Below are 12,175 nucleotides of genomic sequence, written 5' to 3'. Positions count from 1 at the left end.
AGCCCCCAGAGGCTCAGGGCTCGAGCCGCGCCCGCAGCCGGTACTCCAGGCCCACGCGCACGGTCGGCCACTCGGCTGCCGTGACCGAGTAGACGACCGTGTCGCGCAGCGTGCCGTCGTACCCGATCTGGTGGCTGCGCAGGACCCCGTCGAGCTTGGCGCCCAGGCGCTCGATCGCCGAGCGTGACTCGCGGTTGTGGAAGTGCGTGCGGAACTCGACCGCGATCGCGTCGAGGTCGTCGAACGCGTGCGCGAGCAGCAGGAGCTTCGCGGCGGGGTTGGCCCCCGTGCCCTGCGCACCGGCCCGCTGCCACGTCGCGCCGATCTCGACCCGCCGGTTGAGCGGGTCGATCCCGAGGTAGGTCGTGACGCCCAGCACCTGGTCGTCGGCGTTGCGGACCACGACCCAGGGGTTGGCGGCACCGGCCGCGCGCGCGGCGATCTTGTCCTGGATGTACACCGCCATCTCCTCGGGGGTCGGGACCGAGGTGTACCAGCGGTTCCACAGCTCGCCGTCCCGCACGGCCTCGACCAGCGCGTCGTGGTGGTCCGGTCGGAGCGGGACGAGGCGGACGAGGGGACCGGTCAGGGTCACGGGGTCGGCGAAGGCGTTCACGCTCCGACACTATCCGGCGCAGGGCTGCCCCGTCCGGAGGTCCTGATGGTGGTCTGCCGGTGGCCGGGGACTGGTCGGCTGCTGAGGGCGGCGGAGGGCGGCTGGGGGCGGCACGGCCGCGGTTTCCCGGCGGCCGGCTCAGCCCTCCGAGATCTCCGTCACGTACAGCACGTTCCCGTCCAGGTCGCGCATCGAGAACATGGGTGGGACGCCGTCCCACCGCAGGAGCTCCTCGACGCGCACGCCCCGGGCGCCGAGGGTCGCGTGGTCGCCCGCGGCGTCCGACGTCGCGAGCCGGATGCCCGTGTCGATCCCGGCGTCCTGACCCTGCCCCTCCTGCACGAGGGCGACCGAGACCGTGGCCCCGGGCGGGGCGACCTCGATCCAGCGGAAGCCCTCCTGGAGGTCGCCGTCCATGCGGACCTCGAACCCGAGCGTGTCGCGGTAGAACGCCAGTGCGGCGTCCTGGTCGCGCACCGGTACCGCGACGGTGTGCAGTCCTGTGAAGTGCGTCGTGGTCATGACTTCTCCTTCTCGCGGGTGGATGCCCGGCAGGGGCTCGTCACTGTGACCGTGGCCGAGGGGAGAAGTGATCGGTGCGCCGCCGGCCCCGGGACCTCGCGGACGCGTGCCGATGCGGGGAGTGTGGGTGCGCACGCCTAGGCTGGTGGGGCTATGACATCGCTCTTCGAGAACCTGCCGCTGCCCGGATTCGACCTCGCGTCCCTCGGGGACTCGTCGCGCCTGCCGACCACCGCACCGCGGTGGGACGAGGCGCCCGACGGCGGCACGTCCGGCCGCGCGAAGGCCCGCACCGGGCGCGGCTCGTCCGAGCAGACAGGTGGCGACGGGAACGGTCGCCGCGACGGGCGGGACGAGGCGGGGCAGCACCCCGGCGGGTTCTCGCACATCGACCCGGACTCGCTGCTCGACGGCATGAACCCGCAGCAGCGCGAGGCCGTCGTGCACGCCGGCAGCCCGCTGCTGATCGTCGCGGGCGCGGGCTCGGGCAAGACGCGTGTCCTGACGCACCGCATCGCCTACCTCCTCGCGACGGGCAGGGCGCGGCCGGGCGAGATCCTCGCGATCACCTTCACCAACAAGGCGGCGGCGGAGATGCGTGAGCGCGTCGAGGCGCTCATCGGTCCCGCGGCCCGGTACATGTGGGTCTCGACGTTCCACTCGGCGTGCGTGCGGATCCTGCGCAAGGAGGCCGCGGCGCTCGGGCTCAAGTCGAGCTTCTCGATCTACGACGCCGCGGACTCCCAGCGGCTCATCACGCTGGTGAGCCGCGAGCTCAACCTCGACGTGAAGAAGTACCCCGCGCGGACGCTGTCCAACAAGATCTCGGACCTCAAGAACGAGCTGATCGACCCGGAGCGCTACGCGCGGGAGAGCGGCGCGTCGGCCGCCGACGGCTCGGCCAACGCGTTCGACCAGGTCCTCTCGGACGTCTACTCGCGCTACCAGGCCCGCCTCGCGCAGGCCCACGCGCTCGACTTCGACGACATCATCATGACCACGGTCAACCTCCTCCAGGCGTTCCCGGCCGTCGCGGAGCACTACCGCCGCCGGTTCCGGCACGTGCTGGTCGACGAGTACCAGGACACCAACCACGCGCAGTACGTCCTGGTCCGCGAGCTCGCGGGAGCGGGCGCCCCGGAGAGCGAGGACGGAACGTGGGCGCCCGGCACCGTCCCGCCCGGCGAGCTCACGGTCGTCGGTGACGCCGACCAGTCGATCTACGCCTTCCGTGGCGCGACCATCCGCAACATCCTCGAGTTCGAGGCCGACTACCCGAACGCACGGACCATCCTGCTCGAGCAGAACTACCGCTCGACGCAGAACATCCTCTCGGCCGCGAACGCCGTGATCTCACGGAACATCGACCGCAAGCCCAAGCGTCTGTGGACCGACGCGGGGGCGGGCGTCAAGATCATCGGCTACGTCGCGGACAACGAGCACGAGGAGGCGCGCTTCATCGCCGAGGAGATCGACCGCCTCGGTGACTCGGACGGCGTGCGCCCGGGCGACGTCGCGATCTTCTACCGGACCAACGCCCAGTCCCGCGCGCTCGAGGAGGTGCTCATCCGCGTCGGCCTGCCGTACAAGGTGGTCGGTGGCACGCGCTTCTACGAGCGCCGCGAGATCAAGGACGCGATCGCCTACCTGCGCGCCGTCGCGAACCCGGACGACGACGTGAACCTGCGGCGCATCCTCAACGTGCCCAAGCGCGGGCTCGGCGACCGTGCGGAGGCCCTGGTCGCGGCGTTCGCCGAGCGCGAGCGCATCTCGTTCGCCGCGTCGCTCGACCGCGCCGAGGAGATCCCGGGCATGACGACCCGGACCCTGAACCCGCTGCGCAGCTTCCGCGAGCTGTTCCACGGGCTGCTCGACCTGTACGCCACGGGCGCGACGCCCGCCGAGATCCTGGGCGCGGTCCTCGACCGCTCGGGCTACCTCGCCGAGCTGCGGGCCAGCGACGACCCGCAGGACGGCTCGCGCGTCGAGAACCTCGCCGAGCTGCACGCGGTCGCGAGCGAGTTCACCGAGCTCGAGCCCGAGGGCACGCTCACGGACTTCCTGGAGCGGGTCTCGCTCGTCGCGGACTCGGACCAGATCCCGTCGAGCGACGACGAGGGGCACGAGGGCAAGCCCGTCGTCGACCCGGGCGTCGTGACGCTGATGACGCTGCACACGGCCAAGGGGCTCGAGTTCCCCGTGGTGTTCCTCAGCGGCATGGAGGACGGCACGTTCCCGCACATGCGCTCGCTGCACGACGAGAGCGAGCTCGCCGAGGAGCGACGCCTCGCGTACGTCGGCATCACGCGCGCCCGGGAGCGGCTGTACATCTCGCGCTCCGCGGTGCGCTCGGCGTGGGGCATGGCCAACGAGTTCCCGCCCAGCCGGTTCCTCGACGAGATCCCCGAGGACCTGTGGGACTGGCGCCGCAAGGAGTCGTCCATGGCGACCCTGCGCGGGCCGGGCGGCTACACGGGCGGGTGGGGATCGTCGTCGGGCTCCTCGCGCGGCGGCTCGGGCGGCGGCTACGGCTCCGGGGCCTCGGGATCGCGCAACGGGCAGGTGCGCACGCGCTCGGTCACGCCCAACCCGGACGGCCCCAAGTTCGGCTCGGCGACGCCGCGCAAGGAGGGGGACATCCCCTCGCTCGCGATCGGCGACAAGGTCACGCACGACGCCTACGGGCTCGGCACGGTCGTCGCGGTCGAGGGCGCGGGCACCAACGCGGTCGCCAAGATCGACTTCGGGGCCGACGGCACCAAGCGGCTCCTGCTCCGGTTCTCGCCCGTGACCAAGCTGTAGGGCCCCGACGCCGGCCCGCGCGTCGGAGCCTCGGCCCGCCCGGGCGGGGGACCGGGAGGGCCCCGGCCGCTCCGCGGAGGCGTGCCGCGACCACCCCCGGGCAGCGCGCCCGGACCCTCGGGATGTGGCCAACGAGACAGCGCCGGGCGGGGCGCAGGGGTGCTGCCGGGTAGGTCCCGGCCAGCCACCGGGCTACCCTGTGACGGGATGTCTCGATGTCGAGACATCGGTAAGCCGGTCAGGCAGTCAGATGGAAGGACGACACAGGGTGGACCTGTTCGAATACCAGGCGCGCGACATCTTCGAGAAGCACGGGGTTCCCGTGCTGGGCGGCGTGGTCGCCACGACCCCCGAAGAGGCTCGCGAGGGCGCTGAGAAGCTCGGTGGCGGGACCGTGGTCGTCAAGGCCCAGGTCAAGGTCGGAGGGCGAGGCAAGGCAGGCGGCGTCAAGCTCGCCCACTCGCCCGAGGAGGCCGCCGAGAAGGCGTCCGAGATCCTCGGCATGGACATCAAGGGCCACACGGTCCACCGCGTCATGATCGCGGAGGGCGCGAAGATCGCCGAGGAGTTCTACTTCTCGGTGCTCCTCGACCGCTCCAACCGCACCTACCTCGCCATGGCGAGCGTCGAGGGCGGCATGGAGATCGAGGTCCTCGCGGTCGAGCGCCCCGAGGCGCTCGCCAAGGTCCCCGTGGACCCGACCGTCGGCATCGACCAGGCGAAGGCCGACGAGATCGTCGCCGCCGCCGGGTTCGCCGACGACATCAAGGTGCAGGTCGCCGACGTCATCCAGAAGCTGTGGACCGTCTACAAGGAGGAGGACGCGACCCTGGTCGAGGTCAACCCCCTGGTCCGCACCGAGGACGGCTCGATCGTCGCGCTCGACGGCAAGGTGACCATCGACGAGAACGCCGGGTTCCGCCACGCGGACCACGCCGAGCTCGAGGACAAGGACGCGGCCGACCCTCTCGAGGCCAAGGCCAAGGAGAACGACCTCAACTACGTCAAGCTCGACGGCCAGGTCGGCATCATCGGCAACGGCGCGGGCCTCGTCATGAGCACGCTCGACGTCGTCGCGTACGCCGGTGAGCAGCACGGCGGCGTCAAGCCCGCCAACTTCCTCGACATCGGCGGCGGCGCCTCGGCGGCCGTCATGGCCGCGGGCCTGGACGTCATCCTCAACGACGAGCAGGTCAAGAGCGTGTTCGTGAACGTCTTCGGCGGCATCACGGCGTGCGACGAGGTCGCCAACGGCATCGTCCAGGCGCTCGCGATCCTCGGCGACGAGGCGAACAAGCCGCTCGTCGTCCGTCTCGACGGCAACAACGTCGAAGAGGGCCGCGCGATCCTCGCCCAGGCGAACCACCCGCTCGTCACCCTGGCCGAGACGATGGACGGCGGCGCCAACAAGGCTGCCGAGCTGGCCAACGCCGCTTCCTGACCCGAGACCCGAGAGAGAAAACAGACAGACATGGCAATCTTCATCAACGAGGACTCCAAGGTCATCGTCCAGGGCATGACGGGTTCGGAGGGCCAGAAGCACACGACGCGCATGCTGGCCTCCGGCACCAACATCGTGGGCGGCGTGAACCCGCGCAAGGCCGGCACCTCGGTCTCCTTCCCGAAGGGTGAGGGCACGGTCGACGTCCCCGTCTTCGGGTCCGTCGCCGAGGCCATCGCCGCCACGGGCGCCGACGTCTCCGTGATCTTCGTGCCCCCGGCGTTCACGAAGTCCGCGGTCGTCGAGTCCATCGAGGCCGGCATGCCGCTGACCGTCATCATCACCGAGGGCGTCCCGGTCGCGGACTCCGCGGAGTTCTTCACCCTGGCCGAGGCCAAGGGCGTCCGCCTCATCGGCCCCAACTGCCCGGGCATCATCAGCCCCGGGAAGTCGAACGTCGGGATCATCCCGGCCGACATCACGGGCCCCGGCAAGATCGGGCTCGTCTCGAAGTCCGGCACGCTGACCTACCAGATGATGTACGAGCTGCGTGACTTCGGCTTCTCGACCGCGATCGGCATCGGCGGCGACCCGATCATCGGCACCACGCACATCGACGCCCTCGCGGCGTTCGAGGCGGACCCCGACACCGAGGCGATCGTCATGATCGGCGAGATCGGTGGCGACGCCGAGGAGCGTGCCGCGGCGTACATCCAGGCGCACGTGACCAAGCCGGTCGTCGGCTACGTCGCGGGCTTCACGGCTCCCGAGGGCAAGACCATGGGCCACGCCGGCGCCATCGTCTCCGGCTCGTCGGGCACCGCGCAGGCCAAGAAGGAGGCCCTCGAGGCCGCGGGCGTCAAGGTCGGCAAGACGCCGTCCGAGACCGCCGCTCTCATGCGCGAGATCCTGTCCTGATCACGCCCCGCTGAGCACCCGCTCAGCCGGCTCGACGGCGCCCGGTCCCTGCGGCCGGGCGCCGTCGGCGTACCCTGTCCTTCCCGGTGCGAGCCTGTCGCCGGGGTGCCGATCGCGGGCGCGCCGCCCGGCCTGCGGCACGAGGGCCGACCGATCGACGACGATGGAGACCATGACCACGCCCACGCAGTCCGCCGCCGGGCGACGGGCCCCCCGCACGGTCGAGGAGCCCACCCCGCGGCCCCGACGTTCCCTCGAAGCACCGCGCCGCTGGGTCTCGGGACTCGTCGCCGCGCTCCAGGCGCTCGCGCTCTCGCTGGCCGTGGTGATCCTGCCGGCGGTCACGGCGTTCCTCGCGTCCTCGACGGGGGCGGGGGAGGGGGACACCGGCGGCTGGGGGCAGTCCGTGTCGGTCGCCGCCGGGTTCTGGCTCCTGGCCCACGGTGTCCCGCTGGCCGCGGCCGGGACGTCGATCACCCTCGTGCCCCTCGGCCTCACGGCCCTGGTCGTCTTCACGTGCTTCGCGTCGGCGCGGCGCTCGGCGCACACCGCGACGTCGTCGTGGGTGGTCGGCGTCGCGGTGTACGCGCTCGCGACGCTGGTCATCGCGCTGCTCGCAGGGTCGGCGCCGGGGTGGGACGTCCTGTTCGCCCCCCTGGGCGGCGCGGTCGTGGCGGGAGTCGGCCTGGGGGCCGGGATCCTCGCACGCCCCGACGCCCCGCGCGTCGGTGAGCTGACGGCCCTGCTCGACCCCTGGGTCCCGCCCGTCGTCCGCCTCGGGGCCCGTGCCGGGCTGCTGGGGGTGGCGCTCCTGGTCGGGCTGTCGAGCGTCGTGGCCGGTGTCTGGGTCGTCGCGGGCCGTGCGACGTCGGGGGACATCATCGTCGGCCTCGCGCCGGGCGCGGTCGGCGGCCTCATCCTGGCGGTCTCCCAGCTCGCGGTCGTGCCGAACCTCGTGCTCTGGGTGAGCTCGTGGATCGCGGGACCGGGCTTCGTGGTGGGCGAGGGCAGCAGCTTCACGGCGAGCGCGTCCCTGCCCGGCGCGCTGCCCGCGATCCCTCTCCTCGGTGCGATGCCCGGCCCCGAGTGGACGACCGTCCTGGCATCGTTCGCGCCCGTGCTCGTCGTGGTCCTGGGGGTCGTCGCCGGGGCGTTCGTCTGGCGTCGTTGTGGCGGGCACGGCGCCCGGTGGGCCGACCTGGGGCTCGCGGTGCTGGGTGTCGCCCTGGCCGCCGGCCTGCTCGTGGTGCTGCTGCAGACCGTGGCGGGCGGCGCCGTCGGGCCGGGGCGCATGGCCCAGGTGGGGGCGCCGCCCCTGCTCGCCGGGGGCATCGTCGCCGCCGAGGTCGCGGGCGGTGCGGCGCTCGCCCTCGTGTGGGGCAAGGCGGCCGTCACCGAGCGCGTGCGGCACCGCCGCGACGAGACCGCGCACGACGGCGGCACGGACACCGTCGGCTGACCTCGCGCCGGCGACGGGCCAGGGGACAGGGGACAGGGGCGGGCGCCGGGCCTACCGGCCCAGGCGGTCCTGGGTCCACTGCTCGCGCGCCTGCTCGTACTGCACCGCGCACTCCTGCTGGGCCGCGACCGTGATCGCACCGTCGAGGCACTGCTGGTTGTCGAGCTCGACGTCCCACATCGCGAGGCTGCCGAGCATCGACAGCGACATGGTCGCGGTCAGGCCCAGTCCCACCGCGACGACCGGCAGCAGCGCACCGCCGAGGCGGGCACGCCACACCGCGCGCATCGCGCGGACCCCGAACACGATGGTCACGACCGCGAAGAAGAGGCTCGCGACCCGCCACGGGAAGGCCAGCGAGCTCGTGACGATCGTGACCAGCATGAGCAGCCCGAAGTGCAGGACCTGACGCGTGGTCGCCCGCAGCGTGTCGGGGTCGACCGGGGTCGGCGGCTCGCCGGGCGCCGGGGCGCCGGGGCCGGAGGGCCGGTGGTCGTCCCTGCCGTCCGCGGGCCGGGGTGCCGGGGGAGGCCCCTGGGCCGGGGGAGGGGTGGGCTTCCGCGCCTCGTCGGTCGGCTTCTCGGTGCCGGGACGTGGGGGCGCGTACGGGTTGCCCATGGGCAGCTCCTCGGTGGTTCGCGGGCGGCGACGCGGCGGGCCGGTGCGCTTCCTCCGTCCGGGGGCGGAAGGGGCTGACCGGTACCCGCCCGGCGCGGACTAGGGTGGTACCTGGCTCTTCTGCCCTCATTCTCCCCCACTGCCGACGCCTCCGAGGAGCACCGTGCGCACACCTTCCGGTCAGCCCATCGACACGACGAGCGCGACGCGGGTCGTCGTCCTCGTCTCGGGCGCGGGCAGCAACCTCGCGGCGCTGCTCGCGGCGCACGAGGACCCCGCCTACGGGGCGCGGGTCGTGGGTGTCGTCACGGACAAGCCGGGCGCAGGGGCGCTCGACCTGGCCCGGGAGGCCGGGGTCGCGTCGGTCGTCGTCGCGCCGGGCGACTTCGCGGACCGTGACGCGTGGAACGACGGCGTCGCGGAGGCCGTGGCGGTCTTCTCGCCGGACCTGGTGGTCCTCGCGGGGTTCATGCGCATCCTGAGCCCGGCGTTCGTGGACCGCTTCGCGGGCCGGACGATCAACACCCACCCGGCGCTCCTGCCGTCGTTCCCGGGGGCGCACGGTGTCCGCGACGCGCTCGCGTACGGCGTCAAGGTCACGGGCTGCACGGTCCACGTGGTCGACACCGGGGTGGACACGGGGCCGATCGTCGCGCAGGCGGCCGTGACCGTGGAGGACTCCGACGACGAGTCGACGCTGCACGAGCGCATCAAGGTCGTCGAGCGGGCGCTGCTGGTCGAGACGGTGGGGCGTGCGGCCCGCGAGGGGCTGCGGGTCGAGGGGCGCCGGGCGCTGCTGGGCTGAGGGGCTCGGGCCGTGTCGCGTGCCGCTGCCGGGATCCCTTGACCCCGACATAGTCAACGAGTACGTTGATAAACGTAACTGTTGATCACGACGAGCAGGCCGACATGACCCACCCGGACGACCCCCACGACGTGACGACCGACGACGACCTCGACCGCGCGTTCCTCGCGCTGGCCGACCCGGTCCGCCGGAGCATCGTCGCCACGCTGTCCAGGGGGCCGGCCACGGTCAACGAGCTCGCCGCACCCTTCCCCATCACCAAGCAGGCCGTGTCCCGGCACATCCAGGTCCTCGAGACCGCGGGCCTCGTCACCCGCACCCGGGACGGCCAACGACGACCCTGCCACCTCGATCCTGCCGCGCTCGAACGGCTCACGGCGTGGATCGACGAGTACCGGCTCGCCGCGGAGCGGCAGTACCGGCGGCTCGACGCCCTCCTCGGGCGGCTCCAGGCACCGTCGTCGGACCCATCGAAGGAGCAGTCATGAGCAGCACGCACCCCACGACCGTCACGGCCCCTCCGGGGACCCCCTTCATCGAGGTCGTGCGCGACGTCGACGCCCCGCGGCCCCTCGTGTTCCGGGCCTTCACCGACCCCACGCTCGTCACGCAGTGGCTCGGCCCGCGCCGCTACGAGATGGTCCTCGACCACTGGGACGCCCGCACGGGCGGCTCGTGGGCCTACGCCCACCGCGCGGGCGACGAGGAGTACGGGTTCTTCGGCGCGTTCCACTCGGTCGTGCCGGACACCCGGGCCGTGCAGACCTTCGAGTTCGCGGGTGCCCCCGGGCACGTGAGCCTCGACGAGGTCACGTTCGAGGACCTGCCGGGCGGCGGGACCCGCATCACCACGCGCTCGGTCCACCAGTCGGTCGAGTCCCGTGACGCCATGGTCGGCTCGGGCATGGCCGACGGCATGCGCGAGGGCTACGAACGCCTCGACGAGCTGCTGGCGTCGGGCGCCGTGGTCTGACGCGAGTCCTGCCGCCGAGGTGCGGGGCGTCTCTCGGTGCGCCCCGCACCTCGAGGACCGCTCCGGCCCGACGGCGCCACGCACCCTCCGGCGCGCACGGCCCCCGGGCGCGGGCCCCGGGTGCGCGCCGGCGTCGGACCGCACACCGACGGACCGTCCCCGACGGGGAGCGGTAGGATCGGAGGCGGCCGCGACTGGCGAGGGTGGGAACGACCACCGGGGAGCGTCCGAGAGACCTGTTGGTGCGTCGTCCGCCTGGGCGCCTGGGTGACCGGTATTCCCGCGACCCGCTGACGACCCACAGGAGCACTCCGATGTCCGTTCGTCCCCACGCCACCCCCGCCCCCGGCACGGTCCAGATCGCCGACGACGCCCAGCGTCCCGTGCGCCGCGCCCTGCTGAGCGTCTACGACAAGACCGGCCTGGTCGAGCTCGCCACGGCACTGCACGCCGCAGGCGTCGAGCTCGTCTCGACCGGCTCGACCGCGTCCACGGTCGCGGCGGCCGGCATCCCCGTGACCAAGGTCGAGGAGCTCACGGGCTTCCCCGAGTGCCTCGAGGGGCGCGTCAAGACGCTGCACCCGCGCGTGCACGCGGGGATCCTCGCCGACACCCGCAAGCAGGACCACCTCGAGCAGCTCGCGCAGCTCGAGATCGCACCGTTCGAGCTCGTGGTCGTCAACCTGTACCCGTTCGCGGACACGGTCGCGTCGGGCGCCGGCCCGGACGCCGTGATCGAGCAGATCGACATCGGCGGGCCCTCGATGGTCCGCGCCGCGGCGAAGAACCACCCGAGCGTGGCCGTCGTCGTCGACCCGGCCGCGTACGGCGACGTGATCGCCGCGGTCCGGGCGGGCGGCTTCACGTACGCGCAGCGCAAGGCTCTCGCGGCGCAGGCGTTCGTGCACACCGCGACCTACGACGTCGCGGTGGCGTCGTGGATGAGCAGCGTCGTCGCGCCCACGGACGCCGCTGAGATCGACGGCGAGACGGTGAGCACCGGCTTCCCGGCCTGGGTCGGCGCCACCTGGGACCGCTCCGACGTGCTGCGCTACGGCGAGAACCCGCACCAGCGCGCGGCGCTCTACACCAACGGCCACGGCTCGACGGGCCTCGCGCAGGCGACCCAGCTCCACGGCAAGGCCATGAGCTACAACAACTACGTCGACGCCGACGCCGCATGGCGCGCCGCGCACGACCACGGCGACGTCCCGACGGTCGCGATCATCAAGCACGCCAACCCGTGCGGCGTCGCGGTCGGCACCGACGTGGCGGACGCCCACGCCAAGGCCCACGCGACCGACCCGGTCTCGGCGTACGGCGGGGTCATCGCGACCAACGCCGTGGTGAGCGCGGCTGCGGCGGAGCAGATCGCGGGCGTCTTCACCGAGGTCGTCGTGGCCCCGGGGTACGAGCCCGAGGCGCTCGAGATCCTCTCGCGCAAGAAGAACGTCCGTCTGCTCCAGGTCGACGGCGCCCCGAGCGCGGGCGTCGAGATCCGTCCCGTCTCGGGTGGTCTGCTCATGCAGCAGGTCGACCGCATCGACGCCGCGACGGAGAACGGTGGCGACAGCCCCGAGTCGTGGACCCTCGCGACGGGCGAGGCTGCGGACGCCGAGACGCTCGCAGACCTCGAGTTCGCGTGGCGTGCCGTGCGTGCCGCGAAGTCGAACGCGATCCTGCTCGCCAAGGGCGGGGCAGCGGTCGGCATCGGCATGGGCCAGGTCAACCGCGTCGACTCGTGCCGCCTGTCGGTCGAGCGTGCCAACACCCTGGGTGCCGAGGGCGAGGAGCGTGCGCGCGGCTCGGTGGCCGCGTCCGACGCGTTCTTCCCGTTCGCGGACGGCCTGCAGGTCCTGCTCGACGCGGGCGTCAAGGCCGTGGTCCAGCCCGGTGGCTCGGTCCGTGACGACGAGGTCGTCGCCGCCGCGCGGGCTGCCGGCGTCACGCTCTACCTGACGGGCACGCGCCACTTCGCGCACTGACCCGGACGCTGCCGAGCAGGCGGGGGGGGGGGGGGG

Annotated in this window: 11 protein-coding genes and 1 riboswitch; of the genes, 8 read left to right on the top strand and 3 right to left on the bottom strand. The window is 72.9% G+C overall.

The genetic code is table 11. The features are described 5' to 3' along the window. Positions 1-13: 13 nt before the first annotated feature. The gene (locus NHG27_RS17030) at positions 14-616 is read right to left on the bottom strand and encodes a GNAT family N-acetyltransferase (protein WP_193718742.1); all 603 of its coding nucleotides are present in this window, start codon (positions 614-616) and stop codon (positions 14-16) included. 138 nt (positions 617-754) lie between these two features. Further along, a complete protein-coding gene (locus NHG27_RS17025) occupies positions 755-1,138 on the bottom strand; it encodes a VOC family protein (RefSeq protein WP_193718743.1) in 384 nt (127 codons plus the stop codon). Positions 1,139-1,291: 153 nt separating this feature from the next. Here NHG27_RS17025 and pcrA point away from each other — a divergent pair, with 153 nt between their 5' ends. The 4 genes from pcrA to NHG27_RS17005 all read left to right on the top strand — a co-directional run bounded on the left by pcrA (position 1,292) and on the right by NHG27_RS17005 (position 7,758). Next, positions 1,292-3,940 (top strand): DNA helicase PcrA, encoded by a 2,649-nt coding sequence (gene pcrA, locus NHG27_RS17020; RefSeq protein WP_497017100.1) that lies wholly within the window; start codon positions 1,292-1,294, stop codon positions 3,938-3,940. Between the two features lie 268 nt (positions 3,941-4,208). After that, positions 4,209-5,381 carry an ADP-forming succinate--CoA ligase subunit beta gene (gene sucC / locus NHG27_RS17015; protein WP_497017099.1) on the top strand — a complete coding sequence of 391 codons (1,173 nt, stop codon included), beginning with the start codon at positions 4,209-4,211 and terminating at the stop codon, positions 5,379-5,381. 30 nt (positions 5,382-5,411) lie between these two features. Continuing rightward, a complete protein-coding gene (sucD, locus tag NHG27_RS17010; protein WP_191789430.1) occupies positions 5,412-6,299 on the top strand; it encodes a succinate--CoA ligase subunit alpha in 888 nt (295 codons plus the stop codon). 172 nt (positions 6,300-6,471) lie between these two features. After that, positions 6,472-7,758 (top strand): cell division protein PerM, encoded by a 1,287-nt coding sequence (locus NHG27_RS17005; RefSeq protein ID WP_497017098.1) that lies wholly within the window; start codon positions 6,472-6,474, stop codon positions 7,756-7,758. A 51-nt stretch (positions 7,759-7,809) separates the two neighbouring features. Here the strand turns inward: NHG27_RS17005 and NHG27_RS17000 are convergent, their stop codons facing one another. Then, on the bottom strand, positions 7,810-8,376 hold the full coding sequence (locus tag NHG27_RS17000; protein WP_497017097.1) for a hypothetical protein: 567 nt from the start codon (positions 8,374-8,376) through the stop codon (positions 7,810-7,812). Between the two features lie 163 nt (positions 8,377-8,539). Here NHG27_RS17000 and purN point away from each other — a divergent pair, with 163 nt between their 5' ends. The 4 genes from purN to purH all read left to right on the top strand — a co-directional run bounded on the left by purN (position 8,540) and on the right by purH (position 12,139). Continuing rightward, positions 8,540-9,181, top strand: a complete 642-nt coding sequence (purN, locus tag NHG27_RS16995) for a phosphoribosylglycinamide formyltransferase (RefSeq protein WP_497017096.1) — start codon at positions 8,540-8,542, stop codon at positions 9,179-9,181. 104 nt (positions 9,182-9,285) lie between these two features. Further along, positions 9,286-9,669, top strand: coding sequence for an ArsR/SmtB family transcription factor (locus NHG27_RS16990; protein WP_497017095.1), 384 nt, complete (start codon positions 9,286-9,288; stop codon positions 9,667-9,669). Further along, positions 9,666-10,154, top strand: a complete 489-nt coding sequence (locus NHG27_RS16985; protein WP_497017094.1) for an SRPBCC family protein — start codon at positions 9,666-9,668, stop codon at positions 10,152-10,154. The genes NHG27_RS16990 and NHG27_RS16985 overlap by 4 nt, the downstream gene beginning before the upstream one ends. Positions 10,155-10,334: 180 nt before the next feature. Beyond that, positions 10,335-10,422: riboswitch (ZMP/ZTP riboswitch) on the top strand. A gap of 46 nt (positions 10,423-10,468) precedes the next feature. After that, on the top strand, positions 10,469-12,139 hold the full coding sequence (gene purH, locus NHG27_RS16980) for a bifunctional phosphoribosylaminoimidazolecarboxamide formyltransferase/IMP cyclohydrolase (protein WP_497017093.1): 1,671 nt from the start codon (positions 10,469-10,471) through the stop codon (positions 12,137-12,139). The last annotated feature ends 36 nt before the right edge of the window (positions 12,140-12,175 follow it).

The sequence above is a fragment of the Oerskovia sp. 140933 genome (assembly GCF_059651515.1).
Note: the sequence above shows the minus strand (reverse complement) of the source record. Positions and strands in the feature narration are given on the sequence as shown.

Excerpts from the sequence above, each read along its gene's own strand:
- NHG27_RS17025 (WP_193718743.1), bottom strand. The coding sequence starts at position 1,138 with ATGACCACGACGCACTTCACAGGACTGCACACCGTCGCGGTACCGGTG.
- pcrA (WP_497017100.1), top strand. The coding sequence starts at position 1,292 with ATGACATCGCTCTTCGAGAACCTGCCGCTGCCCGGATTCGACCTCGCG.
- sucD (WP_191789430.1), top strand. The coding sequence starts at position 5,412 with ATGGCAATCTTCATCAACGAGGACTCCAAGGTCATCGTCCAGGGCATG.
- NHG27_RS17005 (WP_497017098.1), top strand. The coding sequence starts at position 6,472 with ATGACCACGCCCACGCAGTCCGCCGCCGGGCGACGGGCCCCCCGCACG.
- NHG27_RS17000 (WP_497017097.1), bottom strand. The coding sequence starts at position 8,376 with ATGGGCAACCCGTACGCGCCCCCACGTCCCGGCACCGAGAAGCCGACC.
- NHG27_RS16990 (WP_497017095.1), top strand. The coding sequence starts at position 9,286 with ATGACCCACCCGGACGACCCCCACGACGTGACGACCGACGACGACCTC.
- NHG27_RS16985 (WP_497017094.1), top strand. The coding sequence starts at position 9,666 with ATGAGCAGCACGCACCCCACGACCGTCACGGCCCCTCCGGGGACCCCC.
- purH (WP_497017093.1), top strand. The coding sequence starts at position 10,469 with ATGTCCGTTCGTCCCCACGCCACCCCCGCCCCCGGCACGGTCCAGATC.